The sequence below is a fragment of the Nonlabens sp. YIK11 genome, from assembly GCF_001413925.1.
Taxonomy (GTDB): domain Bacteria; phylum Bacteroidota; class Bacteroidia; order Flavobacteriales; family Flavobacteriaceae; genus Nonlabens.
In genome coordinates this window covers 441,707-467,858 of sequence record NZ_LBMJ01000001.1, presented here as the reverse complement: position 1 = coordinate 467,858, position 26,152 = coordinate 441,707, and the positions used below count along the sequence as shown (strand labels likewise).

At 40.6% G+C, this 26,152-nt stretch carries 31 protein-coding genes; 22 read left to right on the top strand and 9 right to left on the bottom strand.

The annotated features are described in order from the left end of the window. The first annotated feature begins 3 nt into the window (after positions 1 to 3). Entirely contained in the window at positions 4 to 867 is an 864-nt protein-coding gene (locus tag AAU57_RS02090; RefSeq protein WP_055411346.1) for a cupin-like domain-containing protein, read from the top strand. Here AAU57_RS02090 and AAU57_RS02085 read toward each other — a convergent pair. Continuing rightward, positions 864 to 1,346: a regulatory protein RecX gene (locus AAU57_RS02085; RefSeq protein ID WP_055411345.1), complete on the bottom strand. Its 483-nt coding sequence runs from the start codon at positions 1,344 to 1,346 to the stop codon at positions 864 to 866. The genes AAU57_RS02090 and AAU57_RS02085 overlap by 4 nt on opposite strands. A 299-nt stretch (positions 1,347 to 1,645) precedes the next feature. On the opposite strand from AAU57_RS02085, the gene AAU57_RS02080 reads away from it, so the two are divergent. From AAU57_RS02080 to AAU57_RS14955, 6 genes are all read left to right on the top strand, one after another. Then, the gene (locus tag AAU57_RS02080) at positions 1,646 to 3,139 is read left to right on the top strand and encodes a hypothetical protein (RefSeq protein WP_055411344.1); all 1,494 of its coding nucleotides are present in this window, start codon (positions 1,646 to 1,648) and stop codon (positions 3,137 to 3,139) included. Positions 3,140 to 3,154: 15 nt separating this feature from the next. Further along, positions 3,155 to 3,376, top strand: coding sequence for a hypothetical protein (locus tag AAU57_RS02075; protein ID WP_055411343.1), 222 nt, complete (start codon positions 3,155 to 3,157; stop codon positions 3,374 to 3,376). A 4-nt stretch (positions 3,377 to 3,380) separates the two neighbouring features. After that, positions 3,381 to 3,974 (top strand): hypothetical protein, encoded by a 594-nt coding sequence (locus tag AAU57_RS02070; RefSeq protein ID WP_055411342.1) that lies wholly within the window; start codon positions 3,381 to 3,383, stop codon positions 3,972 to 3,974. Positions 3,975 to 4,096: 122 nt separating this feature from the next. Next, positions 4,097 to 4,789 (top strand): hypothetical protein, encoded by a 693-nt coding sequence (locus AAU57_RS02065; protein ID WP_156339976.1) that lies wholly within the window; start codon positions 4,097 to 4,099, stop codon positions 4,787 to 4,789. 503 nt (positions 4,790 to 5,292) lie between these two features. Beyond that, a complete protein-coding gene (locus tag AAU57_RS02060) occupies positions 5,293 to 5,592 on the top strand; it encodes a hypothetical protein (RefSeq protein WP_055411340.1) in 300 nt (99 codons plus the stop codon). A gap of 214 nt (positions 5,593 to 5,806) precedes the next feature. Further along, complete coding sequence (locus tag AAU57_RS14955; RefSeq protein WP_156339975.1) at positions 5,807 to 6,169, top strand: hypothetical protein; 363 nt, start codon at positions 5,807 to 5,809, stop codon at positions 6,167 to 6,169. 178 nt (positions 6,170 to 6,347) lie between these two features. On the opposite strand, the gene AAU57_RS02050 is transcribed toward AAU57_RS14955, so the two are convergent. Beyond that, positions 6,348 to 7,892, bottom strand: a complete 1,545-nt coding sequence (locus tag AAU57_RS02050) for a ribonuclease E/G (RefSeq protein WP_055411338.1) — start codon at positions 7,890 to 7,892, stop codon at positions 6,348 to 6,350. A gap of 253 nt (positions 7,893 to 8,145) precedes the next feature. Further along, positions 8,146 to 8,436 (bottom strand): HU family DNA-binding protein, encoded by a 291-nt coding sequence (locus AAU57_RS02045; RefSeq protein WP_041495415.1) that lies wholly within the window; start codon positions 8,434 to 8,436, stop codon positions 8,146 to 8,148. A gap of 131 nt (positions 8,437 to 8,567) precedes the next feature. Here AAU57_RS02045 and mutY point away from each other — a divergent pair, with 131 nt between their 5' ends. The 5 genes from mutY to AAU57_RS02020 all read left to right on the top strand — a co-directional run bounded on the left by mutY (position 8,568) and on the right by AAU57_RS02020 (position 13,025). After that, positions 8,568 to 9,614 (top strand): A/G-specific adenine glycosylase, encoded by a 1,047-nt coding sequence (gene mutY, locus AAU57_RS02040; protein ID WP_055411337.1) that lies wholly within the window; start codon positions 8,568 to 8,570, stop codon positions 9,612 to 9,614. 92 nt (positions 9,615 to 9,706) lie between these two features. Then, on the top strand, positions 9,707 to 10,177 hold the full coding sequence (locus AAU57_RS02035) for a single-stranded DNA-binding protein (RefSeq protein WP_055411336.1): 471 nt from the start codon (positions 9,707 to 9,709) through the stop codon (positions 10,175 to 10,177). Positions 10,178 to 10,202: 25 nt separating this feature from the next. Continuing rightward, positions 10,203 to 11,510 carry a gliding motility-associated protein GldE gene (locus AAU57_RS02030; RefSeq protein WP_055413638.1) on the top strand — a complete coding sequence of 436 codons (1,308 nt, stop codon included), beginning with the start codon at positions 10,203 to 10,205 and terminating at the stop codon, positions 11,508 to 11,510. Further along, positions 11,495 to 12,058: a gliding motility lipoprotein GldD gene (gene gldD / locus AAU57_RS02025; RefSeq protein WP_055411335.1), complete on the top strand. Its 564-nt coding sequence runs from the start codon at positions 11,495 to 11,497 to the stop codon at positions 12,056 to 12,058. The genes AAU57_RS02030 and gldD overlap by 16 nt, the downstream gene beginning before the upstream one ends. A 43-nt stretch (positions 12,059 to 12,101) precedes the next feature. Next, the gene (locus AAU57_RS02020; protein WP_055411334.1) at positions 12,102 to 13,025 is read left to right on the top strand and encodes a DMT family transporter; all 924 of its coding nucleotides are present in this window, start codon (positions 12,102 to 12,104) and stop codon (positions 13,023 to 13,025) included. Positions 13,026 to 13,124: 99 nt separating this feature from the next. Here the strand turns inward: AAU57_RS02020 and AAU57_RS02015 are convergent, their stop codons facing one another. Beyond that, entirely contained in the window at positions 13,125 to 15,191 is a 2,067-nt protein-coding gene (locus AAU57_RS02015) for an insulinase family protein (protein ID WP_055411333.1), read from the bottom strand. 9 nt (positions 15,192 to 15,200) lie between these two features. Next, complete coding sequence (locus tag AAU57_RS02010; RefSeq protein WP_055411332.1) at positions 15,201 to 16,937, bottom strand: insulinase family protein; 1,737 nt, start codon at positions 16,935 to 16,937, stop codon at positions 15,201 to 15,203. A gap of 180 nt (positions 16,938 to 17,117) precedes the next feature. On the opposite strand from AAU57_RS02010, the gene AAU57_RS02005 reads away from it, so the two are divergent. The 3 genes from AAU57_RS02005 to rpmA all read left to right on the top strand — a co-directional run bounded on the left by AAU57_RS02005 (position 17,118) and on the right by rpmA (position 18,707). Then, on the top strand, positions 17,118 to 17,591 hold the full coding sequence (locus AAU57_RS02005; protein ID WP_055411331.1) for a DUF4199 domain-containing protein: 474 nt from the start codon (positions 17,118 to 17,120) through the stop codon (positions 17,589 to 17,591). A 93-nt stretch (positions 17,592 to 17,684) separates the two neighbouring features. Then, entirely contained in the window at positions 17,685 to 18,398 is a 714-nt protein-coding gene (gene rplU, locus AAU57_RS02000; protein WP_055411330.1) for a 50S ribosomal protein L21, read from the top strand. Between the two features lie 45 nt (positions 18,399 to 18,443). Further along, positions 18,444 to 18,707 carry a 50S ribosomal protein L27 gene (rpmA, locus tag AAU57_RS01995; protein WP_055411329.1) on the top strand — a complete coding sequence of 88 codons (264 nt, stop codon included), beginning with the start codon at positions 18,444 to 18,446 and terminating at the stop codon, positions 18,705 to 18,707. A 77-nt stretch (positions 18,708 to 18,784) separates the two neighbouring features. Here the strand turns inward: rpmA and AAU57_RS01990 are convergent, their stop codons facing one another. The 4 genes from AAU57_RS01990 to ahcY form a co-directional block, all read right to left on the bottom strand. Next, positions 18,785 to 19,144 (bottom strand): glyoxalase, encoded by a 360-nt coding sequence (locus AAU57_RS01990; protein WP_055411328.1) that lies wholly within the window; start codon positions 19,142 to 19,144, stop codon positions 18,785 to 18,787. Between the two features lie 6 nt (positions 19,145 to 19,150). Next, complete coding sequence (locus tag AAU57_RS01985; RefSeq protein WP_055411327.1) at positions 19,151 to 19,510, bottom strand: hypothetical protein; 360 nt, start codon at positions 19,508 to 19,510, stop codon at positions 19,151 to 19,153. A gap of 96 nt (positions 19,511 to 19,606) precedes the next feature. Next, positions 19,607 to 19,822, bottom strand: a complete 216-nt coding sequence (locus tag AAU57_RS01980) for a hypothetical protein (protein ID WP_055411326.1) — start codon at positions 19,820 to 19,822, stop codon at positions 19,607 to 19,609. A 76-nt stretch (positions 19,823 to 19,898) separates the two neighbouring features. After that, positions 19,899 to 21,215 carry an adenosylhomocysteinase gene (gene ahcY, locus AAU57_RS01975; RefSeq protein WP_055413637.1) on the bottom strand — a complete coding sequence of 439 codons (1,317 nt, stop codon included), beginning with the start codon at positions 21,213 to 21,215 and terminating at the stop codon, positions 19,899 to 19,901. A gap of 114 nt (positions 21,216 to 21,329) precedes the next feature. Between ahcY and AAU57_RS01970 the strand changes: the two genes are divergently transcribed. From AAU57_RS01970 to arfB, 7 genes are read left to right on the top strand one after another with little or no spacing between them, the layout of a single operon-like run. Then, complete coding sequence (locus AAU57_RS01970) at positions 21,330 to 21,959, top strand: 4'-phosphopantetheinyl transferase family protein (protein WP_055411325.1); 630 nt, start codon at positions 21,330 to 21,332, stop codon at positions 21,957 to 21,959. Continuing rightward, entirely contained in the window at positions 21,959 to 22,687 is a 729-nt protein-coding gene (locus AAU57_RS01965; protein WP_055411324.1) for a geranylgeranylglyceryl/heptaprenylglyceryl phosphate synthase, read from the top strand. Before AAU57_RS01970 ends, AAU57_RS01965 begins: the two co-directional genes overlap by 1 nt. 22 nt (positions 22,688 to 22,709) lie before the next feature. Then, positions 22,710 to 22,970: a thiamine-binding protein gene (locus AAU57_RS01960; RefSeq protein ID WP_055411323.1), complete on the top strand. Its 261-nt coding sequence runs from the start codon at positions 22,710 to 22,712 to the stop codon at positions 22,968 to 22,970. Further along, positions 22,971 to 23,618 (top strand): nicotinamide riboside transporter PnuC, encoded by a 648-nt coding sequence (gene pnuC / locus AAU57_RS01955; RefSeq protein WP_055411322.1) that lies wholly within the window; start codon positions 22,971 to 22,973, stop codon positions 23,616 to 23,618. It begins immediately after the preceding gene. Next, positions 23,579 to 24,133 (top strand): AAA family ATPase, encoded by a 555-nt coding sequence (locus AAU57_RS01950; protein WP_055411321.1) that lies wholly within the window; start codon positions 23,579 to 23,581, stop codon positions 24,131 to 24,133. The genes pnuC and AAU57_RS01950 overlap by 40 nt, the downstream gene beginning before the upstream one ends. Next, a complete protein-coding gene (locus AAU57_RS01945; protein ID WP_055411320.1) occupies positions 24,130 to 25,683 on the top strand; it encodes a DUF4301 family protein in 1,554 nt (517 codons plus the stop codon). Before AAU57_RS01950 ends, AAU57_RS01945 begins: the two co-directional genes overlap by 4 nt. Then, positions 25,684 to 26,082 carry an alternative ribosome rescue aminoacyl-tRNA hydrolase ArfB gene (gene arfB / locus AAU57_RS01940; protein ID WP_055411319.1) on the top strand — a complete coding sequence of 133 codons (399 nt, stop codon included), beginning with the start codon at positions 25,684 to 25,686 and terminating at the stop codon, positions 26,080 to 26,082. Positions 26,083 to 26,152 lie beyond the last annotated feature (70 nt).

Below are 26,152 nucleotides of genomic sequence, written 5' to 3'. Positions count from 1 at the left end.
AACTTGAGTTCATTAAACCTCACACAAATACCGCGACACAAAACACTCTCTAAAGCAGAGTTTGTCAAGAATTACCTAAAACCACAAAAACCGGTCGTTATCGAGCGGTTGACTGAGGACTGGCCGGCTTATGAAAAGTGGAATCTGGAGTACATCAACAAAATTGCTGGTGACAAAACCGTGCCGTTGTACGATGATCGCCCGGTAAAACACGATGAGGGCTTTAACCAGGCACATGCAGAAATGAAGATGTCTGAGTACATCGACCTGCTCAAAAAAGGACCGACTAACTTCAGGATCTTTCTTTATAATATCATGAAGGAAGTGCCACAGCTGCAAACCGATTTCAAATATCCAGACCTGGGCATGAAGTTGATCAAGGGATTGCCCATGATGTTCTTCGGCGGGACAGACTCAAAGGTGTTCATGCACTATGATATTGATTTTACCAACATCCTGCATTTCCATTTTCATGGGAAAAAGAGATGCATCATAATGGCACCAGACCAGTCAAAATATATGTACAAGGTTCCTAACGCGTTGATCACTCGTGAGGATATCGATTTTAGCAATCCTGATCTTGAAAAATGGCCAGCACTCAAAAAAGTGCAGGGATTTGTATGCGACCTTAATCATGGTGAGATGCTCTACATGCCAGAAGGTTACTGGCACTACATGCATTACCTAACACCAGGATTCTCCATAAGTTTGCGATCGTACCCACGTAAGATCAAGAATTTGAGCAAGGCGCTTTACAACATCTTTATCATGCGTCATTACGATAATTTGATGCGCCGCTGGAAAGGTCAGGACTGGATCGATTATAAGAATGAAAAGGCTATCACGCGCACTAACGATCGACTTTAATCGTCTGGTATAAGCTCTTTTGCCTTGGCATAAACCAGGTGTGATTCCCAGCCGCGATAGAGCAGATAGTCCGCTAGTTTCTTGCGGCGCTTGTACTTGTCAGTTTCTGTAAGTTGGTTGTTTCGCTTTCGCGAAAGCGTGTCAAATGTCAATCTGTATTGCTCCTCAGGAATCTCTGCAAGCCCGATGTCGATGGTTTTTTTATTGAGGCCACGCATCTTAAGCTCACGCACGATCCTCACACGACCCCATTTCTTGATACGGAATTTCCCACCGGCAAACACCTTTGCAAATCTAGTTTCATTCAAAAAATTGTGCTGCAACAAATGCGGTATGATCTGGTCGATTGCATCCTGAATCATTCCCATTTTCTTAAGCTTGCGCTCCACATCCTGATGGCAACGCTCCTGATAGGCGCAAAAGCGCTCTACCGCTCGTGTGGCTTCTTCTAGGGAATATGATTTTTGAGAGTCGTTCACGTGACAAATTTAGGGATAGTAGTGTTTTTCTAATCGTAAGGTGACGTCTGTACAACACAAAGACATTTAATAATTCTTTATAAAGAAAGAATATACCTATTATTGGGTATGTTATCACCCAAAACAATAATATAAGTTTGTCAGGTAACTAATGTTTTAAACAAAAAATCTATGTTTAACCACCAACTACCAACTACCAACCACCAACCACCAACCACCAACCACCAACTAGTCTACAAAACTTTTTCAAAATTGGGCTGAAGGTTTTGCGTTCCCATCAGATTGGCCAGGTTTTTATAATGGCAATCTGCATATTTCTTCTTAGTTGTGAAGAGGAGGAATTATTACAGTTGGAATCAAATAAAACTAATCCTGAATATACCATAAACTATAAACGTGTGGTTTCTAGGGTGATTAAATGGGAAGAATTTATCAGTGAGAGTAAAATTAATGGCGAGAGCGCTTTGTTTGAAGCTTTTAGACTAAGTAATAGCTCTCTTGCTCCTGCTGGTTTATCCCATAAGTCTGCCGTGCAGGACCATTATGTACTGGACGTTGATCACATCGAGATGATGAGTGTAGATGGTGTGGCCACGTATACTTTTGCCATCCAGCAATGGTTTGAAGGTCAGACGTTCAAGAACCTAGTGGTGAGACAGATTGATGGTGAAAATATCAGGGCTGATCTTATCACCTATATGCCTACTCAGGAATGGTTGGAATCAGATGAGGTGATAACTCCATTTGCAGGCAGGATACAACGTGAATCTTTTGATGGTACTTTTACCATAGGTTCAAAAAGTGGTGCAGAAGACTGCTTTTTAACTTTTACGATTTTATGGGAATGTGATGCTGGACTTCCTCATTCACCAGAAACATCCCATAGATTATGTACTAGTCGTGGTGCGGAAGTAGTAGGTATTGAAATAGGTGAGGAAGGTAACTGCTCATCAGGAACTAATGGAGGCGGTACTCCAGACGGTAGCTACACCAATCCAGAAGAACCAGATTACGGAACAGGACCTGATAACGGTGGTGAGAGTCCCGGTGGAAGTAATGGTAATGATGATGGATCTACCTCAAATAACCTACCTACAAAGGTCAAAAAACCATTCACACTGCCTGAGTTGTTTCTATTTTTGCTAGACGCAGGTGATAGATCATATATTACTCATTCAGATCAACGAGAACAACTAGGCGACATCCTAACTTATTTGCATGGGGAAAATTATAGTCTAGATGCCCGAGATTTTGCAATAGAAGCCATTAAGACAAGAAAGGAGGATGAGGATACTGAGGTTGATTTTGAGAATAAATCGATAGAAACTTCAAGCATTCCAGATTGTGTAAAGAACATTATAAACGATTTAAAGCCTACCAACGGGAATCCTGGTTTTAATGTAAGCGATTTAGACGATGTCATTAAAAACCAATTGAACTTGCCTCTTAACCCAAATGGGCTAGCTAATTTTCCAGGCGGTATCATCGCGATGTTTAACAATGATCAAAATTATGGACTTAAGTTTAAGGTAGGACACGTTGACGATGCACCAAATGGAGCATTTAGAAATGCGATTACGGAAACTGGACCTACGGCATCAGGTGGTAGAATGTCAACCATAACTCTTAATCAGGATTACGTTAATCGAGCTACTGATCTAGCTATTGCTCGAACATTAATACTTGAGTTAATGCATGCATATATAAGCTACTCTATAAACAATAATGCAAATGGTTTCATAGGATCAGTTATTGATAACTTAGTTATTCAGGCAGGAGTTACACGCGGTTGAGCACAGCATGAACTTATGGCGCAACAGTTTGTGGATGTCATGGCTGCATCGCTTGCTGCTGTTGATAATAATCAACAAGATCCAATTGAATATGAAAGGTTATCTTGGTCTGGTGATATGAAACAAAGTGAAATTTTCAGCTCTTGGGATGACAATGAAGAAATTACAGATGCGAGAGGTCAAGTTGAATCAGGTCTAGGCCACCCTATATTATCACCTTTAGGAGAAAAAAATTGATAATATGAAAACTTTAATATACACTATTATCATTTGTATTACTTGCTGCAATACAAAAGAAAAAAGTGACCTTGGTAACCCCACAGATTTGGATTCTGTTAAGGTTGTAGATAGCTTAAATTATAATCTTCAGGTATATAAACTCATCAACTGCGTATACGAACAAAAAGTTCCAGAACATCAAATTAGAACGTCTTACATTAGCCCTAACCATAATTTGAGAAGCTCAAATGATTTCCTTGAAACGGACCTTTTCCGAAGGTTAATTTCAAAAGAGTTTAAGTTGGGAAATAATATTTCGGACAAGCAATTAATTGAGTACAAAGATAGCTGGAGACAAGATGAAATTGATATGCCTGAAAAGTTTGATTCCACCAAAATCGATTTACCCTATCTTAAACTAAAAGATCCAAAAACGGTTGATATAAATAATCATGAAATAATTAGTAGTATTGATTATGTACTTTTCCATAATGATCTTGCAATTTCCGTTGGGAACGTTTACGGGATAGTAACGACCGCATTTCTTTCTAAATGGGACGGTAAATGTTATGTGAGTCAAGGTAGCGTATCTTATCCGCGTAGCGCAGAAGAATAGCTCACTTCTCAACTGACTGTTAGATGACGGCTCCTATTTTATATAATAGAATGATAATCAATAAGATACAATTAAACATGAGCGACTAGCTTAGTCTGACGATATGAAGGAAAGTGAAGTTTTTGAAAGACTGGAATTTGATTTTCAAACAGACGTTACCAGCAGAAAAGGAGTCGAATCAGGAATATTTGCACCTAACGCAGAGTTTCCACTCTTGGGCGAAAAAAATTGTTGATATGGAGTATATCCTATCATTTTTATTCGTTTTGACTATTGCAAATTGCGGTCAACAGAAATATAAACAAGAAGTAAAGAACGAACCAATACAATTATCTTACGAAAACAAAGTCTATGAGTTTTTGAATTCTATATATCGCCATAAAGAAACTTCTCCATACAATGAAAATGTATACATAAACACAAACCACAATTTAAACAACTCCTTTCAAAATACCAATAAGGTGCTTTTAGTAAAACTTCTACAAGAAGCAGGATCTAACAGACGCTTTGCAATCTCAAAGAAAGCCTTAAATTTGAACAATTGGGCTCGCGAAGAAACAAACTTTGTTTCCAGTTCTTTTGATCAAAAACGAATAAATCTGAGTCATTTAATCTTTAAAGATCCTCGGAATATTGTGTCAATGCAGACATTTAATAGGGCTAAAATAGATGGCATATTATTTCTAGATGATTTTGCAGTTTTGAATTACCCGCTTTTAGATGGACATGTAAAGCATTTGACCCTATTCAAGAAAGAAAACGTCCAATATATTAGAATTAATATGGTAACTGATCCTGCTATGGGAACGGAATAAAAATGTGCTATTGCTTTAATAGGGCATTTGTTTGAAGATATCATTGCAAATATATTAGTATTAATGGATGGTAATCAACAAAATGCAATTGAATATGATCGTCTAATCTAGCCTGGCTCAATATGTCAAAAGTATTTTAAATTATTTCGCTTTCGCGAAAGTGTAAAAACTACCCACAAAAAAACGCCTACAAGTCTAGCCTGTAGGCGTTTTATAGTTTTAATAGTCGTTAGGACAATTCCTTACCATCTTTATCTGTGAAATGAAATTCTAGATAGGTATAGGCGTCTCAGTGCGTAGGTTAATTTATAAGCTTTGGTTAGACTTAATATTTTATCTATTTTAAACAAGTTGTCTAGATAAATAGACGATTTCCTGTTAGGAGAAGAGCATAGTGAACCTGCAAATGGTTTTGCAAGGGAAGCCATCAGGGCAAAAATGGATGATGAGGATACTGAGATTAATTTTGATAATAAGTCCATCTACGACCCTAGCGTTCCAGATTGTTAAAGAACATTATAGATAAAATTAAACCTACAAATAATTTTAATCTTGACGTTAGTGATTTTCATAATGCTTTACTCAAACAATTGAATATTGCTGGACAAACTTTAGCTTTATTCGAAAACGATGGTGGTCATGGAATAAAGTTTGTTGTCAAACAATTAACTGATGCTAATGTCCAAACTTTACCATTCTACAAAAATATTGACAGTGTTAGAATCTTAACTAGTGCTGAAAATCCAACAAGTTTAGGTGCGGTTATAGATACTCATGCTTTAGGAGAACGTAACTTTAACTAATTATGAAATTATGAGAATTTATATTAATAATCTTTTATTTCTACTATCTATCAGTTGCTTTGGGCAAGCAAACTTTATTACCGATGCATTTTCTATAGCTCAGAAAAGATTTTTTGTACAATCAGAGTGCGATCTTCTTTTACTTAGTAAGGATATATGTAAACGATCAAATGAATTTAAGAAGACAGATTTTTTTGAAGATTTTTTGAACGATATGCTCAAGGATCAAAAAATGGCTTTAGGTTATCCAGACGGGAAAAATCCATTCTACGATTTGTCGTCAGAGCATTTGAACGTCCTTAAAGATAAAACCATTTGGAATCCAGTGGGCTGTAGTTGCTATGAGGAAGTTGTGAAGGCTTCTAGCGACTGTGAGGTGTCTGAAGATCAAATAAATAAGGTGGTCAAAAAGTATTCTCTACAACGAGAACCGTACGGTATATTATTCAATGGAACATATGCGATCTATTTCAGAATTTTGGGAAATGATTGGTTTTCTGCTACTACCTTGCATAAAATTGACGGTGAATGGTTTTATCAGTATGGTAAGAGCAATGTTCCTTTTAATGATGAATAATATGCTATTGTTGCGAGCAGGTTTTATGGAATGGAAGTCGCCACTTGATATAAAAACGACGATGGCGAATACTATCGACTCTTCCTAAATAGTCAGTATCGATTTTCAGCACAAAAACCCACCCACAAAAAAACGCCTACAAGTCAAGCCTGTAGGCGTTTTATAGTTTTAATAGTCGTTAGGACAATTCCTTACCATCTTTATCTGTGAAATGAAATTCTAGATAGGTGTAGGCATCTCTAGGCATGACCTTGATCCACTTGCGGTGTTTTGCAAACCACTTTGACCTAACGGATGGGTATCCTTTAGTTATAAAAGCGGCAACGAAAGGATGCGCATGTAGCGTGATCTTTTTCTTTCCTGCTTTTAAGTGGCGTTCCAGTTCTTCAGTAATCTTTTGAATTACGAGAATAGGTGCTTGTATCTCTCCATCGCCGTTGCCATCTGGATTTTCTTCCCGGGTTTTGATGTTGACTTCTTGACGCACGCGCTGGCGTGTGATTTGTATCAAACCAAATTTTGAAACGGGTAAAATCTTGTGTTTGGCACGCTCGTCAGCCATTTCATCACGCATGTGCTCATAGAGCTTTTTGCGGTTTCCTGCCTGGCGCATGTCGATAAAATCGACAACGATGATACCGCCCATATCGCGCAATCGCAACTGTCGCGCGATCTCTGTCGCGGCGATCATGTTGGTTTCTAGCGCAGTGTCTTCTTGACTGTCTGCTTTGTTGGAACGGTTTCCTGAGTTGACGTCTATGACGTGCATGGCTTCTGTATGCTCGATAACGAGATACGCGCCTTTACTCATGGAGACTGTACGGCCAAATGAGGTCTTGATCTGACGCTCGATTCCATATTTCTCAAATATGGGAACGCGTGGGTTGTGATATTTTACGATATTTTCTTTATGTGGAGCAATGGTCTTTAGGTAATCCTTGATTTCATTGCATACTTCCTCGTCATCCACAACAATGGATGTGTAGCTGTCATTAAAGACATCTCTCATGAGGGAATTGGTACGACTAACTTCTGACATTACTTTGGTAGGGTAGCTTGCTTTATGCAGTTTGCTACACATGTTTTCCCAGCGAGTCATTAGATTAGTTAGATCCTGATCCAGTTCTGCTACTAATTTACCTTTGGCAACGGTGCGCACAATGACACCAAATCCTTCAGGTTTAATACTTTTTACAAGTCTTTTAAGTCTACTCTTTTCTTCTCTATCCTCAATTTTCTGGGATATGGAGATTCGGTCAGAGAAAGGTACTAGAACGACATAACGTCCAGGAAGGGAAAGCTCTGCACTTAGGCGAGGTCCTTTTGTGGATATGGGTTCTTTTACTACCTGTACAAGGACAGGTTGGTTGGGAGCGACGACATCTGTAATAGAGCCGCTTTTCTCGAGTTCTTTCTCGATCTTTATGTCTTTAAGAGCGTAGTTTTTGAGTCTACCGCTTATGACTTGTTTGGTGAATTTAAGTTGGGTTAGGTATCCTGGGCCTAGATCATGATAGTGTAAAAAACCATCTTTTTCATATCCTACATCAACAAATGATGCGTTAAGACCGGATAATACCTTGCGGGTTTTGGCGATAAAAATATCGCTTACCGCAAACTTGTTTTCATCCTCATCTGCATGTAATTCAATTAGCCTTCCCTGTTTAGTTAGGGCATAATCAATTTTTGTAGCACCGGAACGGATAATAATTTCTTTATCCATGATTCCAATTGTTTAATCACCTCTATGGATAGATAGACGTGATAAATTATACATTAAGTTGGACACACCTTAAATAGGTGCATCTCCCGAACGAGCTGTACGACGCAGCCCTATGTCAAAGAACAAAAAAAGAAAAAGTAGTACTAGACTACTTTTTCTTCTTGTGACGATTAGCGCGACGACGCTTTTTACGTTTGTGGGTCGCTACCTTATGTCTTTTTCTCTTTTTACCGCTTGGCATATCTCTTATATTTTACTTTACTTTTACGTTTGATTTTACACCTTCAACAAATACTTTGGCAGGTTTAAATGCCGGTATGTTGTGTGCGGGTATTTTAATTGTTGTGTTCTTGGAAATGTTACGGCCGGTTTTTTCAGCTCTAGTTTTCACTATAAAGCTACCAAAACCACGTAAATAGACGTTCTCGCCAGTCTCTAGGGATCCTTTCACTTCATCCATAAAGGATTCAACCGCTGCTTGCACCTCGGTCTTCTCCATTCCCAGTTTATCTGAAATTTTTGATACGATATCTGCTTTAGTCATGTTTACTGTTAAATTTTATTATTAGGGTTTCTGAAACAGGGCGCAAATATAGTTCATTATTGCAAATTAAATTTCCCTAATTGATTAAATTTTAAGAAGATATATCATCACAAGAGGCATTTTTGCACCCTATGAATTTTTCTAACAAGCTCATTTCTTGGTATCAACTGCATAAAAGAGACCTGCCGTGGCGTCATACCAGTGACCCGTATTTCATCTGGTTAAGTGAGATTATATTGCAGCAAACCCGTGTGAACCAGGGCTTGCCGTACTATTTACGCTTTGTGGAGACCTTTCCCAGCGTGCAGGATCTGGCCGCTGCGCCACAAGAAGACGTGCTAAAATTATGGCAAGGCCTAGGCTATTATTCCAGGGCAAGAAATCTTCATACAGCAGCCATGCAAGTGGTCGATAACGGTGGTACATTCCCTAATAACTATAAGGAATTGCTCAAATTGAAAGGAATAGGCGACTACACCGCTGCGGCAATCGCCAGTTTTGCCTTTGACGAAGCCGTTGCCGTAGTGGATGGAAACGTTTATCGAGTTCTTTCAAGAATCTTTGGGATCTCAACGCCCATCAATTCTACAGATGGCATTAAGGAATTTAAAAATCTTGCTCAAGAACTCATCGACCCAAAACATCCCGCGAGTCATAACCAGGCGATCATGGAATTCGGTGCGATGCAGTGCGTTCCTAAAAATCCTGATTGTAACATTTGCCCGTTCCAGAACGATTGTGTTGCCTTTCAAGATCAACGCATAACAGAACTTCCCGTAAAGATCAAGAAGACTAAAGTCCTCAACCTTCACCATCATTATATGGTGACCGTCACGCCATCTGGGAAAACCATTCTTCAGGAGCGGCCGCAAAATGGAATTTGGGCTGGACTATACGAGTTTCCGTTTGTAGAAGCAAAAGGTGCCTTGCTGCCGTCAGAGCTTATCACAGCGGTTGATTTTGAGAAAGTATATAAAGGAGTTCGCTTTCGCGAAAGCGTATTTAATCACGATCCCATCATACACAAGTTGAGCCATCGCAAGATCCACGCCTATTTCTGGATCATCCACACAGAATCTGAACTAGAGAACGCCATCACCATTGAAGAAGCTAGAAGCAAACCCTTACACGTTCTAATGGAACGATTTATGACCCAATTCTGGCCCTTAAAAAGCTAACGGAAACTACTGTTTAACACGATATTATCTAGGTGTATCACAGGTGCTTTTTCTATATTTGTAGACTTTTTTAAAATCAATACAGACTAATTATGGCAGGAACGTTAAACAAAGTGATGCTTATAGGCCACACCGGTGATGAGGTCAAAATGAAATATTTTGAGGGCGGCAATTGCATAGGCCGTTTCCCACTGGCGACTAATGAAGAATACGTAAACCGCAACACTGGCGAGCGTGTTTCTAATACAGAGTGGCACAACTGCGTGGTGCGCAACAAAGCTGCCGAAGTCTGCGAGAAGTACCTGCACAAAGGTGATAAAGTGTACATAGAAGGTCGCATCAAGTCCAGACAATGGACTGGCGAGGACGGCCAGCAACGCTACACGACTGAGATACAGGTGCAGGAATTTACATTCCTCACGCCCAAGAATGAAAACGCAGCGCCTGCAAACAATGCCGCGCCGTCATCATCGCAGCCTGCTCGCAACAATGCCCCAGCACCATCCAAAGCGCCAGCACCGCAGTCCATGGACGACGATGAGGATGATGACCTGCCGTTTTAAATTTCACTAAAACAACTTATTGATCTTGGATCCAGACCCATTGCCCTTAATGCAATTGCTACTCGTATATCAACCAGAACAGTTGATGTATCTAGGAGTTTTTATTCTACTTTTAATTTTTAGTGCACTGATTAGTGGTGCAGAGGTTGCCTTGTTTTCGCTAAGCAGTACAGAGCTGGAAGAGGACAACCCTTCTTTTCCCAAGCAGGCTATTGTCGCCAAACTTTTGGATCGGCCTAAAAAGTTGCTGGCGACGATACTTATTGCCAACAACGCCATCAACATTACATCGGTACTTATCTTTAGTATTCTTGCTGAGGTTTGGTTTGGTGGGCTGGAGACCGAATGGCTTAGATTCTTGCTGGAAGTTGGCGTTGTTACCTTTTTGATATTGCTTTTTGGGGAGATTTTCCCTAAGGTGTATGCCAATAGAAATCCCATAGGGTTTGCTAATTTTATGGCGCTGCCTCTAAATGTGTTAGATAAACTCTTCAGTTTTATGAGTTTGCCCATGAGGTACATCACCTTGCTTATTCAAGACCGTTTGGGCAGCAAAAAATCAAATATCACCGTATCGCAACTATCTCAGGCTCTCGAGCTCACTGACGAGAACGACACCACCGATGAAGAGCAACAGCTTCTTCAAGGCATCGTTAGTTTTGGTTTGACAGATACTAAAAACGTCATGCGCAACCGCACTGATGTTTTTGCTCTGGATGAAAGTTTGACCTTTAAGGAAATCGTACCTCAAGTAGTGACCAATGGATACTCACGCATACCGGTATTCAAGGAAAGTATCGACAACATTACTGGTATTTTATACGTCAAGGACCTGTTACCTTATATAGACCGCAAAAATTTTGAGTGGACCAAGCTGCTGCGAGAAGCTTACTTTGTCCCAGAAAACAAAAAACTGGACGACCTGTTGCAGGATTTTCAAGAGCAGAAAAAGCACCTTGCTATTGTGGTAGATGAATATGGTGGTACCAGTGGTTTGATCTCGCTGGAAGACATCATTGAAGAGATTGTAGGTGATATAAGCGATGAGTTTGATGATGAAAATCTCGTTTACAGCAAGCTGGACGATCGCAACTACATCTTTGAAGGCAAGACATCCATCAAGGATTTCTATCGCATCCTAAAATTGGAAGAGGACGCCTACCAACTGTTTGAAGATGCAAAAGGCGAATCTGAAACGCTTGCGGGATTCCTGTTGGAGCAAACCGGACATTTTCCTAGAAAGCTGGATAAAATAATCTTTGAAGGCTACACGTTTATCATAGAGTCCATGGACAAGAAACGCATCAAACAAATCAAGTGTACGACACCATAAAAATTGTCATTTCCATCTTCCTTTTGACCCTACTCGCAAGTTGTGGTGGCGATGGTCCTGTACCTAAACCAGATGCACAGCTCGCGCTTAATTATTCCAGTCCGATTTATAAGTCACTCGACAAGTCATTACCTTATACTTTTGAGTTTAATGAGTTCGCTTTCGCGAAAGCGAATGACGACAAATCTTCATCCATCACATATCCAGAGCTGGATGCAAAAATCTACTTGACCTATCGCGCCGTGGATACCAACTTGAGACAGCTGCTTATTGATGGGCAAAAATTATCCTACAACCACAACCAGATGGCAGACGCTATAAGTGAGACTCCATTCATGAACACCCAAAAAAGTGTCTATGGTATGTTGTACGGTGTTGAAGGGAATGCGGCGTCTAACGTGCAGTTTTATGCTACAGACAGTACACGTCATTTTCTAACGGCTGCGCTCTATTTTGATAGAGAACCTAACTATGATTCCATCCTACCAGCTGTGGACTATATCAAAAAGGACATGATCAAGATGATGGAAAGCCTTGAGTGGCGATAATTTTCCAGTGTATTCCTAACAGATTATGTAAGACCTTTGCGGTATGCTTTTCAACATACCCAATTCCCGACTCAAATACATCTACCTTGTCATTTTAAGCATCATTTGGGGTACCTCATTTATTCTTATCAAAAAAGCCTTAGGCCAGGACCAGAGTGGTAATCTCGTATTGCAACCGCTTCAATTGGGCGCGCTGCGTACTATGATTTCTGGAGTGATATTGATTTCCATAGGGTGGAATTCTTTTGCCAAAACAAATCGTAAGGACTGGAAATGGCTCGCCTTATCTGGCTTACTGGGAACCTTTTTTCCTGCATTCCTTTTTGCATATGCACAAACTGAAATCGATAGCGCCGTTAGTGCGATTCTCAACTCGACCGTACCTTTGATCACCTTGATTCTAGGAGCGGTACTGTTCGGGATTAGTTTTTCCAAAAGACAGTTACTGGGTGTGATCATTGGTTTGAGCGGTGCCATAGGGCTTGTTCTTGCAGGTATGGAAAACAATCCTGAACAGAACTACTTATTTGCTGGCCTTGTACTTATCGCCTGTTGCTGTTATGCCAGCAATGTGAACATCATCAAGCGCTACCTGCAAAACATCAAACCGCTGGCTATCGCAACGGCCAATTTTGTATTCATACTACCGCTAGCGATTATTGTGTTTTTATCGGCTGGCGGTGGGAATCTTGAGTTTACTTCTACAGAGGTGCTGCGCCGTCTTGGTTTTATTTTGGTGCTTTGTGTTTTTGGGACCGTCGCGGCCAAAATCATGTTCAATAAACTGGTGCAAATGACATCACCGGTTTTTGCGAGTAGTGTCACGTATCTAATGCCCGTTGTGGGATTGATATGGGGAACACTGGATGGCGAGGATTTCTCGCTTTGGCAAGGACTAGCCACAGGTGTGATCATTTTTGCGGTCATTCTGGTAACTCGTGAAAAGAAAAAACCAGCCTCTGATTAGAGACTGGTTCTTTGATTTGTAGAGGAGAATTATGATGTTTTCGCTTTCCTGCCTGCCGGCAGGCATGGCGCGAAAGCGAACTCTCTATCCATCTAATACTTATTCAAAGTCAGCATCAACGACACCTTCATTGACACGTACGGTATTGATATCAAACCGCATATCACGACCTGCCATTTGCTGAATGATCGTCATAGGGTATTTCACACCTTTTACTTCTTTATAATTGTCGTACTTGATCATGGTTTTAAATTCTTGACCTTGAGCCTTGATCGTATTTTCCTGACCCAATAACAATCCTGAATCCATGTCGTAGAACGTTTTCTTGGTGTCAGACCACTTGATGACGTAAGCATTCTTGTCGCCTATCTTTTCTGCTCCTACAAGTTCACCTTTATCTGGAAACGTGTATTCTGGGAATAGAACTGCTTCATCTGCCACGGCAGCAAGTTGCTCGCCTTCCAGCTCTGCATTTCCTTGCATGCCGCCTACTCGACCTTTACCGTTAGCATACACTTGTTTAGATACAACGTTACCACCAACGGTGATGGTTTGACTAAACTTATTGTCATTGGTCTTTTTCACATTAAGAACAATCTCGCCCATAGGTGATGAGCTAGATCCTATCAATGCAGTTGATTTAACGGCCGCAACATTATCGCGCCCACCAATAGCTTTGATATAATCTGCAAACACTGTATTTACCGTAGTTCCCGCAGGAATTGAAATGGTAGATGGACGGCTTGTAGGGTTGGCTTCCTTATCATAGAATTTGATAGGCAATGCTTTACCATTGACTTTCATTTTTTCAAGGTTCTCCAACACGTCGCTAGCTTTACCTACCAATACAACTCTCATGTTGTCTGTCTTGAAGTATTTATTTGCTACACGCTTTACGTCTTCTTTAGTCACTGCATTGATGTTTGCAATGAAGTCTTTGTAGAAATCCTCGTCAAGATCATTAGTGCGAATTGTGATCGCACGATTAGCAACTACAGATTTATCTTCTGACTGCATGATGAAATTCCCTAGGAATTTAGCTTTGGCATTTGCCAAGTCTTCATCAGATACGTAGGTTGTTTTGATGCGGTCCAGTTCTTTGAAAGTCTCAACAATGGCGCTGTCAGTTACCTCATTACGTACTTTGGTTGTTGCTCTAAAGGTAGATTTGTAATCTCTACCAGCTCCTAATCCAGATCCTGCACCATAAGTATATCCATTCTTCTCACGTAGGTTCATATTAAGATATGACCCAAATCCACCACCAAAAATATAATTGGCTACCAATGCTGCGTGATAATCATCATCGCTCATCTTTAATTCAGACGTGTTGTAAACGGCAAGCTCTGTTTGAACAGCATTAGGAACGTCCACAAAGTCAATCTCGGTTGTTGCAACGTCAGTTACTTCTGGCAAGTTTGGCTTTGGAGCCTCTTTTGCCTTCCAGTCTTTGAAGTACTTTTCAACTAGTTTTTTTGCTTCCTTTTTATCAATGTCACCGCTAATCAAGAGGTAGGCATTGTTAGGAACGAAGTAGTCATTATAAAACTTCTTGACATCGGCTAGAGTTACATTGTTGATGGTCTCTTCTGTAGAGAATTCTCCTGCAGCGTGATCTTTACCATAAACTAAAGCACTGCGCACTTTGCCAGCGATGGCTGCTGCACTGTTTTCTCCAGATTTGATACCCTCAATCAATTGTGATTTTTCTGTATCCAACTCTTCTTGGGTGAAATTTGGATTAAGAGCTGCCTCTGCAAAAAGTCCCATTACTTTGTCAGTATACTTTGATAAAGTTGAGACATACCCACCACCAGTGCTAACGCTTATGAGTGCACCTAAGTAATCCACTTCTTCATTGAATTTTTCTTTAGGCGTTTTGGTAGTTCCTTTTCCCATAATGGAGCCTGTCAAAGACTGGACACCAGCTTTATCTCCTTCCACAATAGGAGGATTGTTCAGGTCCAAACTCATCGAAATGGTAGGAAGTTTACGTTCTGTAACTACTAATACTTGAAGGCCGTTATCCAATTCAAAACTGTCAGGTTCGCCTAGATTGATTTCTGGAGTTGGTCCAGAAGTAGGAATTTTGGAACGGTCTATTTGTGCTATGGCACTTGTCCCTATAAAGAGAACGGCCATTAATATATTGATATGCTTTTTCATTGTTTTCAATTATTTTTTGGTGATAGTGAACTCAGTTCTTCTCGATTGCTCATACTGCTCTGATGTACAGTCCATGGCGCTACAATCAACAACTGGATTTTCCTCGCCACGTCCTATTCCTTCCAGACGGTCTTTAGAAATCCCTTTTGCAACAAGATAACCTATAACCGCTGCAGATCTTCTTTGGGAAAGATCCAAGTTATAAGAAGCGCTACCTCTACTATCAGTATAAGTTTCCGCTTTCAACATTAAGGTTGGATCTTGTTTCATGACTTGCGCCATTTTATCCAATTCCTTTTTTGAGGATGCTGTCAATGTTGCTTTATCATAATCAAAGAAAATCTTGTCAGACATTTTATCGGTTCCGGTGGCCATCATTTCTTCCTTCATTTGCTCTACTTCATCCTTGGCATCTTCAGTATCAGTAGGAGCTTGTCCTGCAAGGTAATCCAGTTCTAATCGTTGGTTAGGCTTCAAATATTGGTTTGCAGCTCTTTTGATGTCCTCTCTGGTAACGCTTTTGTATATCTCCAATTCCTTATTGATACGATCTGTGTCGCCTTGAAGCATGTTATAGGTTGCGAGGGAACTTGCGATACCTTGAACTCTAGAGTTTGAATTGATGTACTGAGCTTCAAATTGGTTTTGCAATTTTTGGTATTCACGTTCTGTGATAAGCGTGGTTTGAAGTTTTTTGATTTCTTCATCCATTACTTTAGCAAGAGTACTTAATTCTGTGTCGCCTTTCGCAAGAGCGCCCATCGTATAAGTACCATAATCCTGGTTGGCAGAGTTGAAAGCTAATACCTGGAAGGCAATTTTCTCATCCTCTACCATACGCTTTTGCATTCTGGAACTCGCACCGCCAGTCAAAACTTGGGAAATATAATCCAACACATAAGCGTCACGATCTGTGGACTTAGGTGTTACATAAGAGAAAATCTTAGCAGGAATCTGGATGTTAGCATCGTATTCTGTTGCATAGCGCGTTTCAGTAATAGGGTTTTCTACGATGACAGTTCTATTATTGCGAGGCGCCTTGTTTTCAATAGGTCCAAAATAATCCTCGATCATTTTCTTCGTGTCCTTGATATCAATATCACCAGCAACTACTAATGTAGCGTTGTTGGGATTGTAGTATTTGTCATTGAATGCACGGAACTCTTCTAGTTTTGCTGCATTCAAATCGTCCATGGAGCCAATTACTGATTGACCGTATGGATGTTTTTTAAATAAGTGCTTGTCGATACCTGTTCTATAGATTATCGCTCCATAAGGTGCGTTGTCGATACGTTGGCGCTTTTCTTCTTTCACGACTTCGTTTTGAGTATCTACGCCTATCTGTTCAATCTTAGGGTGTAGCATACGCTCGCTTTCCATCCATAGACCTAATTCCAACTTATTGGACGGGAACGTCTCATAATAGTAGGTACGATCTTGTGTTGTGTTGGCATTGTTGCTACCACCATTGGCAGCTACGATATTGAACCATTCACCGCGCTCAATATTTTCAGTTCCTTCAAAAAGAAGGTGTTCAAAAAAGTGAGCAAATCCAGTACGTCCTGGTTCTTCATCCTTGGCGCCTACCTGATACATGACACCTACGGTCACCACAGGAGCAGCATTTTCCTGATGTAGAATAACGTGCAGACCATTGGACAGGTCATATTCAGTGAATTCTACCTTTTGAGCAAGTCCAGTAGCGCTTATAAAAGCTACTACAAGACCTAATACGATTTTGTTCATTTGATTATTTTTACATTTATAGACTATAAGTATATCACTCTCTAGAAATGTTACACTTAAATTTGAATTCTAATTATAGGGAGTTATACCGACAAATACCGTTAAAGTAAGTTCAAAACACTAGGAAAGGATTTCTTTTAAGCCTTATTTTTACCTCAAGACCAATCATTTTATAACCACATGAATAATAATCTTAAATACGGCCTCTATATAGCAGCGACATTAATCGCTTACTTTTTAATTATTGACCTTTTAGGCCTTGCAGAAGTCGTTTATCTGTCCTTTTTAAATGCCATCATTACTGGTGGTTGTATATTTCTTGCTGTAAGGGATGTGTACAAGCTAAGTAAGGACCGTTTTAAATATATGGAAGGTTTTACTGCCGCACTGCAGGCAGGATTAGTAGGTACGACCATTTATACCATATTTATGGCTGTTTACCTTTTTGAGGTTAGGCCAGAACTAGCCGAGGCTCTTCAAGAAAAAATTACAATAGCAGGTAGCGGTATCGAGGTAGCTATACTTCTTTTCATATTCCTTTCAGGACTTGCCACGACCGTGGTGAGTGCGCTAGTTGTAATACCTATCTACAAACAATCATGGAATACCAGGAAGGTTCGCAAGGATCAACATCCCATGAATGACAAGCACTAAAATTCAAGCTGTTTAATAATTGTGTATAACTTTGGTTATTTGACCAATAGCAGTATATTTGCAGCCCGAAATTATTCACATTAATTAATCATTATGTACGCAATCGTAGAGATAGCAGGGCAACAATTCAAGATCGAGAAAGATCAGAAGTTGTTTGTACATCGCTTGCAAGAAGATGAAGGAGCCACGGTTTCCATCGATAAAGTTCTTCTAGTAGGTGACGGCGACAACATCACACTCGGCGCCCCAGCTATAGAAGGAGCATTTGCAGAAGCAAAAGTTCTGGGACACCTTAAAGGTGACAAAGTAATCGTTTTTAAGAAAAAACGTAGAAAGGGATACCGCAAGAAAAACGGTCACAGACAATATATGTCTCAAATCCAGATTTCAAGCATTTCCGTAAAAGGTGGTAAGAAGAAAGATTCTTCTGAGTCCGCTTCCGCGAAAGCGAAAACAGAAAAGGCAGCTCCTGTAAAAGCAGAAGAAGCTCCTAAAGGAAAAGTAGAGCAAAAGGAAGCTCCAGCCAAAAAGGCACCAGCTAAGAAAACAGCTGCCAAAGGTGGAGATGACCTTAAGAAAATCGAAGGAGTAGGTCCAAAGATTGCAAGTACACTAGCGGAAGCTGGTCTAGCAACATTTGCAGACATTGCCAACTCAACTCCAGAGAAAATCGCCGAGATCATTGCAGATGTACGTGGTAACCACGTGCCTGATACATGGCCACAGCAAGCCCAACTTGCCGCAGATGGGAAGTGGGATGAATTACAAGAACTTCAAGATCGTCTAGATGGCGGCGTTGAAAAATAAAGTCTAACCGTTCTCGTTAATATCGAGACATCAAAATAAATTATCATGGCTCACAAAAAAGGAGTAGGTAGTTCGAAAAACGGAAGAGAATCAGAATCAAAACGCCTAGGTGTTAAGATTTTTGGTGGACAAGCGGCAACCGCTGGTAACATCATCATCCGTCAGCGAGGTATGGAGCACCACCCAGGTGAAAACGTATATGCTGGTAAGGACTTTACCCTACATGCACAAGTTGATGGTGAGGTAAAATTCACTAAAAAGAGAAACAATAGATCTTATGTGTCTATTGTACCAGTAGCTGAGGCTTAATAGCTCAACTATTTATCTTATTAAAAAATCCCATCTCGGTTTGACTGAGATGGGATTTTTGTTATGGTTCAGTTTAGCTATTTAGCAAAACGACCTATATGCCATAATATACCTGATGGGTCATGCAAAAAGAACTCGCTGCCCCAATTGTTGTGTACGATCTCTGACAGCCTTACTTTTTTAAATCTGTCTTGCAGATCAAGAGATTTTAAATGTTCCAAGATATTTTCCAAGTCCTCTATCTCTAGAAAGAGCATCGTGTTATTGATCCAGTCTTCTACATCTGCATCCTGCAAGTAAAAGCCAAAACCGCCTAAATCAAAGTAACTCATGTTTGTGGAGCTCCAGTTTTCAGTAAAGCCTATAAGGCGATAAAAATCCTTTGATTGCTCAAAATCATCAGAACCTATAAATGGTCTTATTCCTTTAGGTGTCATGAGTGCCTAATTGATCAATCCATTTTTTGAAAACACGTGGATCAAGGAATCTACAAACTCTCGTTGTTCCAGTTGGCCTTTGTTGGCAATCTGAATTGTGTAAACATCAGTCATTTTGCCTGGTGTGGCGATGGCTGTGTCCATCACGTTCTTTAATGACTCTGTAAGCTTTGAGATAGGCCAGTTGGTCATTTGTATGGAGTCTTGGGTAATTTTTAAACCAGCATCACCGTAAACGCCCAGAGCGTTCCCAGATTCTATGAAGCCACTCAGATTTTCGGTTTCAATGGTTCTTCTTTGAAAATCGCTGGAACAGGAGACAATGAGTAATGCGACGGTTAAAAATGTAAATAAATAGGTTTTCATGATTGTAATTAGGTAGAGATAACGAGCAAGTGGTTCTGAAATTATGAATGGATGGGACATAAAAAAGCCCCAATATTAAATTGAGGCTTTTTAGGTTTATGGACGTCCCTTGAGACGCTTTTCTATTTTTTGCTTTTTGGCAGTTAGACGTTTCATCAAGTCCATGATTTCATCGTCTTTAGTTTCCTTGAATATTTCATTCAATGCCAGTATGAGTTCCTTGCCCTTACGTGAAGCATGTACGCGATCGCTCGTGGACATGTTACTCATGGACATGTTCTCATATTCCAGTGCTTGTTCTTTTAGTTCCATTAATTATATTTATTAAGCTTTCGCGAAAGCGAAATCGCAATATTCTTGACTTATTGCGGAATATATGATAAAAATCTTAATATCTGTAATATTCCGGCTTGAATGGACCAGTAACTTCAACACCTATATAATCGGCTTGATCCTTCTTCAATTCAGTTAATTCTGCACCCATTCTTGACAGGTGTAATGCCGCCACTTTTTCATCAAGATGTTTAGGCAACATGTACACTTCATTTTCATAAGCGTCTCTGTTGTTCCATAACTCGATTTGAGCCAGTGTTTGATTTGTAAATGAGTTACTCATCACAAAACTAGGGTGTCCAGTGGCGCAACCTAGGTTGACTAGACGGCCTTCGGCAAGTAGGATGATGTCTTTGCCATCAATGGTGTACTTATCCACTTGTGGCTTGATCTCTACTTTAGTATCACCATAATTCTTGTTGAGGAAGGCCACGTCAATCTCGTTATCAAAGTGCCCGATGTTACATACGATCACTTTATCACGCATCGCTTTGAAGTGCTCGCCGCGTATGATGTCCTTGTTACCAGTAGTAGTAATTACCACATCTGCATTGCCAACAACGCTTTCCAATTTTTTCACTTCAAAACCATCCATCACGGCTTGTAGGGCACAGATAGGATCAATTTCAGTTACTGTAACGATAGATCCAGCGCCTTTAAATGATGCTGCAGTACCTTTTCCTACATCTCCATAACCACAAACGACTACTCGTTTACCGGCAAGCATGGTATCTGTTGCACGTCTTACGGCGTCCACAGCACTTTCGCGACAACCGTATTTGTTATCAAATTTTGATTTTGTTACAGAGTCATTCACGTTAATGGCTGGCATAACCAGTGTTCCATTTTTCATGCGCTCATACAATCTGTGTACTCCAGTAGTAGTTTCTTCAGAGAGACCGTTGATTCCTTTAGCCAGTTCAGGATATTGATCAAAAACCATGTTAGTCAAATCACCACCATCATCAAGGATCATGTTCAACGGCTTGCGATCTTCACCAAAGAAAAGCGTTTGCTCGATACACCAGTTGAATTCTTCTTCATTCATTCCTTTCCAGGCATAAACTGGAATTCCTGCAGCAGCAATAGCAGCAGCAGCGTGGTCTTGTGTAGAGAAAATGTTACAAGAAGACCAAGTTACATCTGCACCTAGAGCTACTAGAGTCTCGATAAGTACGGCAGTTTGGATCGTCATGTGTAGACAACCCGCTATACGTGCTCCTTTAAGTGGTTGGGACTCTCCATATTCCTCACGCAAGGCCATAAGACCTGGCATTTCTGCCTCGGCAAGCTCTATTTCAAGACGGCCATATTCGGCAAGGGAAATGTCTTTTACTTTATAGGGAATGTATGGAATCGTTTCTGTGCTCATAAATGATTTTATCTTGGTAACTTCGTCGTTGAGTTGGTTAAAAATCAACAATTTGTAACCTTTTAATTATTGTTAAATTGCGGTCGCAAAATTACAAAAAATCGTCCAGCTATAATGCCTGTTATAAAAACCATAACAAATCGATTTAATACGAGGGTTTTTGTATGGCAGGTCACCGAGTCTGAAGCATGGCTGAGATCTGGTATCGACTTATCCCAAAACTCTATCAATAGACTTGTCACGATGAGTTCTGAAATGCACCGTCGTGGTTTTTTGAGCATACGCCATTTATTGTTGCACGCTGGTTATACAGACAAGGATTTGTACTATGACGAACTAGGGAAACCCCATCTTGACGGCGAGTGTTATATCTCCATCACGCATAGTTATGAGTTGACCGCCATCATCATAAGCGACGCCACCACAGGTATCGATGTAGAGAAAAGACGTGATAAAATCTTGCGCATCGCAAAGAAGTTCGTGAATTACGAGAGCGATTTTGTAGAGAACCAAGAAAATAAAACCAGCGCACTTACGGTCATTTGGGGCGCCAAAGAATCCATGTACAAATGCCTGGGACAAAAAGGCCTGGGATTCTATGACCATTGCAAGGTCGAGCCTTTTGAGCTTGCCAGCCACCACACGATTTCAAGAATTGATTTTAACGAGATCCAGCTTTCCTACGACACCTATTTTGAGGAAATTCTTGAATACACACTCGTTTACATTCTCCCATTGTCTTGATGGAAATCCTTAAAAGTATCTGTGAGTTTGAGAGGACATTGGGGATTCTAGTGGATCCTGAGAAGTTGAAAGTGGATGATTTTTCCGCTTTCGCGAAAGCGATAACTTCAACAGGCTCTATACTTACAAAAGATTTAGGTCTAGATCAAATCATTCTATTAATAGGTGGCAGCACCATGGAGCATGTGGATCTTGAAGCCTGGTTAGGCGCATTCAGACAACAAATCGATTTTAAACTAGTGTTGTTTCCAGGATCAGCGCAACAAATTTCTGAACGTGCGGATGCATTGCTCTTTCTCAACCTGATCTCTGGACGCAATCCGGAATATTTGATTGGGCAACAAATAGAAGCTGCCAAAAAGCTAAGGAATTCTGCGCTGGAAATTATTCCTACTGCATATCTTTTGCTCGATGGTGATCAACAAACCGCGGTGGAACGTGTTTCAAAAACCCAGCCCATACGACAAAGCGAGGTAGACCTCATTACAGATACGGCTCTTGCTGGCCAACTCATGGGAAATAATCTTATCTACCTAGAGGCAGGAAGTGGTGCCAAGACGCCTGTTAGTATAGAGGTGCTCAAGAAAGTGGTGGAAACCATTCATGTTCCAGTGATTGTAGGTGGTGGCTTGTGCTCCATAAATCAGATTAAAAAAAGGTTTGAAGCTGGAGCCAAAATGGTGGTCGTGGGAACTGCCATGGAAGAAGATATCAACTGGAAAGGTTAGCTTTGTGGGAAAACAAAATCCTATGGAAGTTTCCATTGAATTGACCATGTCGCCCTTACAGGACGACTTTGAATCCCATATTATTGACTTTATCAAGGCCTTGCGCGACTCAGAATTTGAGGTGCTTGAAAACCCATTATCCACCCAGATTTATGGGGAATATGGCAAGCTTATGCCGTTTTTGACTCAGGCCATTGAGAACAGCATCTCAAAGCAAAAGTCGGTATTGATCTATATGAAAATGGTCAAATCAAACCGCGCAGATTACAAGCCACATTTCTAGATGGAGGTTTGGGATTTCATTTTTGGCCAGTACAGTGAGTATTCAACGACACAAGTAATTATTGAAGTCATTGCGATTATCATGAGTGTGATAAGCGTTCTATTTTCCATGCGCAATAGTGTGTTGGTATTTCCTTTTGGAATTATTAGTACGCTGCTATTTATCTATTTGCTCTATCAGTGGAACTTATTGGGTGATATGGTCATCAACGGCTATTACTTTATTATGAGTGTTTATGGATGGTATTACTGGTTGTCAAAGGGAAAAAACAATCAGGAAACACCCATCACGAAAACGCTAAGGCAAGAATGGATAACCGCAACAGCCATCGCGATTTGTACTGGTATTGCCATATTTTTCCTTTATTTTTTTACAGAAAGGCTCGAGAGTTGGGTTTCCTACATCGATATGTTAACTACAGGAATATTCTTTGCAGGGATGTGGCTTATGGCACGACGCAAATTAGAACACTGGCTGGTATTGATGGTAGGGAACATCATTTCAGTGCCGCTGTATTTTTACAAGATGCATGATTTGTATGGCTCCTTTAGCCTCACGGCGGTACTATATATTTTCCTTTCAATCATTGCATACATAGGATATAAAAGATGGATAAAATACCTATACAAACCCATTTTGACGGTTTAAGAGTCGTGCTCTACGGTCCTGAAAGTACTGGCAAAACGACGTTAGCTCATCAGCTTGCAGCGTACTATCGTGAGCCACAGGTGGCAGAGTTTGCTCGGGATTATCTTCAGGAGCTTTTTGATAAGGACGGTCATATCTGCACATTTAAGGACATTCTGCCAATTGCTATAGGACAACGAGCTGCAGAGAATATCGCTTCCGCGAAAGCGAAAAAAATACTCTTTTGCGATACAGACATACTGGAGACCTATGTCTATTCCATGGCTTATTTTGACAAGGCGTCTCAAGAATTGCTGGAAGCATTGCAACAATCCAGTTATGATCATTACTTGCTGCTGGACATTGACACACCATGGGTTAAGGACGATTTAAGAGATAAACCCGATGACCGTAAGGAAATGTTTGATAGATTTGAGCAAGCCCTCAATGATTTTGGTCATTCGTATACTAAAATTTCTGGGTTGGGCGACCGTAGATTGAAGCTCGCCATCACTGCTATAGATCAATTATTATGATAGAACTCACCGCCATACAAAAGGAACAACTTAAGGAAAAAGGAATATCTCAAGAAACCCTGCAAAAACAAATAAGCAGATTTGTCAATGGATTTCCGACGGTGAAACTTAAGAAGGCCGCCACCGTAGGCGATGGGATCGTACGTATTCCAGAGTCAGAAATTAAGGAATACGTGGATTTTTATGAATCCAAAAGAGAGCAACTTGATATTCTCAAATTTGTTCCAGCTAGTGGTGCCGCTACTAGAATGTTTAAGTTTTTGCATGAATTCCTTCAAGAATACGACGCCAGTGTAGAATCCATCAATTCCTTTATCAACCGTAAAAACGCAAGAGACCTATTCACCTTTTTTGTTGGGATTGAAAAGTTCCCATTCTATGGTGCGGTCATCAACTCATTGAAAAAGGATGTAGAAAACTGGCAAAGCCTCACTGACCGAGATAAAAAGGAGCGTTTTGTACGTAAAATGTTGTTCAAGGATGGTTTTAACTTTAGTGCGATGCCTAAAGGTTTGGTGCCGTTTCACAGTTATGGCGATCACAAAGTGACTGCTTTCGAAGAGCATTTACATGAGGCTTCTGGTTATGCGGCAACGAGAAATGAGGCTCGCTTACACTTTACTATAGCACCGGCTTATCAAAATCATTTTGTCAAAGAATTTGACAGAATTGAAGAGGCTGTAGAAGCAAAAACTGGTAAGAATTATGAAATATCATTCTCTTATCAAAAGCCGAGTACGGACACCATAGCCGTCGATATGCAGGATCAACCTATCGTTGACAAAGATGGAAAGTTGTTCTTTAGACCTGCTGGTCATGGTGCTCTACTAGAGAATCTTAACGATCAGGATGCAGATATTATTTTTATCAAGAACATCGATAACGTGACCGTTTCCACGATGGATGAGGATGTGAGCGTATACAAGAAAATGCTTGCTGGAGTATTGCTTAAGCTTCAAGAAAAAGCCTTTGCCTACTTGAATGACCTTCAAAAAAATTCCGTTGATCATGGTGCTTTTGATGAGATGGAACAATTTATAAGCGATCAATTGTTACGCCGCTTGCCGCGAGACTACCATAAATACACCAAACAATACAAATGTGAAGCTTTGATTGAGGCGTTGAACAGGCCGTTGAGGGTTTGCGGTATGGTAAAAAATGAAGGTGAGCCTGGTGGTGGCCCTTTTTGGGTAACCAATGAGTTTGGTCAGAGCAGCCTGCAAATCGTCGAGAGTGCACAAGTGGATAGCGATGATTACCGTCAGCGTAAAATCGCGGCCAATTGCACGCACTTTAACCCGGTCGATCTGGTGTGTGGCGTGCGTGATTTTCAAGGCAATAAGTTTGACCTGTCGCAATTTAGAGACCTTGAAACCGGATTTATTACCCATAAATCCAGAATGGGTCATGAACTAAAAGCCCAAGAACTTCCAGGATTATGGAATGGTGCCATGGCGCACTGGAATACCATTTTTGTAGAGGTGCCGCTCATCACGTTCAACCCTGTCAAGACCGTCAACGACTTACTCAAGCCCGCACACCAGGCATAGATGGACATCGACCAGCTGCATCGTGAGGTAAATTACACCGCAACAACTTCCAGTGGCGCTGGCGGGCAGCATGTCAATAAGGTAGCCACTCGAGTGCAATTGGATTTTGATGTGGAGCAAAGTATCGCTTTCGCGAAAGCGGAACACGAGAGAATTCTGGAGGCCTTAAAAAATCGACTTACAAAAGATGGACGCTTACAACTAAGCTCCCAAGACACTCGCAGTCAAGCCACCAATAAAGAAAGAGTCTTCCAGAAGCTTATAGACGTCTTGAACAAGGCTCGCAAGCCCAAAAAAGTGCGCAGGAAACGAGTCGTGCCAGCTTCTGTAAAGCGCAAGCGCTTGAACGATAAAAAGAAGCACAGCGAGAAAAAAGCAAATAGGAAATATCGCGGCTAGATCTTAAAAACTAGAAAACGACCCTTTCAAAGAAAAGGTCGCTTTCACACATCAAAACAGGCTTGTCATT

Coding starts and splice junctions, on each gene's coding strand:
- AAU57_RS01965 (WP_055411324.1), top strand. CDS start 21,959: ATGGAAATCCTTAAAAGTATCTGTGAGTTTGAGAGGACATTGGGGATT.
- AAU57_RS02075 (WP_055411343.1), top strand. CDS start 3,155: ATGGCGCAACAGTTTGTGGATGTCATGGCTGCATCGCTTGCTGCTGTT.
- AAU57_RS02015 (WP_055411333.1), bottom strand. CDS start 15,191: ATGAAAAAGCATATCAATATATTAATGGCCGTTCTCTTTATAGGGACA.
- AAU57_RS02020 (WP_055411334.1), top strand. CDS start 12,102: ATGCTTTTCAACATACCCAATTCCCGACTCAAATACATCTACCTTGTC.
- AAU57_RS02070 (WP_055411342.1), top strand. CDS start 3,381: ATGAAAACTTTAATATACACTATTATCATTTGTATTACTTGCTGCAAT.
- AAU57_RS02080 (WP_055411344.1), top strand. CDS start 1,646: ATGGCAATCTGCATATTTCTTCTTAGTTGTGAAGAGGAGGAATTATTA.
- AAU57_RS01980 (WP_055411326.1), bottom strand. CDS start 19,822: ATGGAACTAAAAGAACAAGCACTGGAATATGAGAACATGTCCATGAGT.
- mutY (WP_055411337.1), top strand. CDS start 8,568: ATGAATTTTTCTAACAAGCTCATTTCTTGGTATCAACTGCATAAAAGA.
- AAU57_RS02035 (WP_055411336.1), top strand. CDS start 9,707: ATGGCAGGAACGTTAAACAAAGTGATGCTTATAGGCCACACCGGTGAT.
- AAU57_RS02045 (WP_041495415.1), bottom strand. CDS start 8,436: ATGACTAAAGCAGATATCGTATCAAAAATTTCAGATAAACTGGGAATG.
- ahcY (WP_055413637.1), bottom strand. CDS start 21,215: ATGAGCACAGAAACGATTCCATACATTCCCTATAAAGTAAAAGACATT.
- rpmA (WP_055411329.1), top strand. CDS start 18,444: ATGGCTCACAAAAAAGGAGTAGGTAGTTCGAAAAACGGAAGAGAATCA.
- AAU57_RS01945 (WP_055411320.1), top strand. CDS start 24,130: ATGATAGAACTCACCGCCATACAAAAGGAACAACTTAAGGAAAAAGGA.
- arfB (WP_055411319.1), top strand. CDS start 25,684: ATGGACATCGACCAGCTGCATCGTGAGGTAAATTACACCGCAACAACT.
- AAU57_RS01960 (WP_055411323.1), top strand. CDS start 22,710: ATGGAAGTTTCCATTGAATTGACCATGTCGCCCTTACAGGACGACTTT.
- AAU57_RS02050 (WP_055411338.1), bottom strand. CDS start 7,892: ATGGATAAAGAAATTATTATCCGTTCCGGTGCTACAAAAATTGATTAT.
- AAU57_RS02005 (WP_055411331.1), top strand. CDS start 17,118: ATGAATAATAATCTTAAATACGGCCTCTATATAGCAGCGACATTAATC.
- AAU57_RS01990 (WP_055411328.1), bottom strand. CDS start 19,144: ATGACACCTAAAGGAATAAGACCATTTATAGGTTCTGATGATTTTGAG.
- AAU57_RS01985 (WP_055411327.1), bottom strand. CDS start 19,510: ATGAAAACCTATTTATTTACATTTTTAACCGTCGCATTACTCATTGTC.
- AAU57_RS14955 (WP_156339975.1), top strand. CDS start 5,807: ATGCTCAAGGATCAAAAAATGGCTTTAGGTTATCCAGACGGGAAAAAT.
- AAU57_RS01950 (WP_055411321.1), top strand. CDS start 23,579: ATGGATAAAATACCTATACAAACCCATTTTGACGGTTTAAGAGTCGTG.
- AAU57_RS02010 (WP_055411332.1), bottom strand. CDS start 16,937: ATGAACAAAATCGTATTAGGTCTTGTAGTAGCTTTTATAAGCGCTACT.
- AAU57_RS01970 (WP_055411325.1), top strand. CDS start 21,330: ATGCCTGTTATAAAAACCATAACAAATCGATTTAATACGAGGGTTTTT.
- pnuC (WP_055411322.1), top strand. CDS start 22,971: ATGGAGGTTTGGGATTTCATTTTTGGCCAGTACAGTGAGTATTCAACG.
- rplU (WP_055411330.1), top strand. CDS start 17,685: ATGTACGCAATCGTAGAGATAGCAGGGCAACAATTCAAGATCGAGAAA.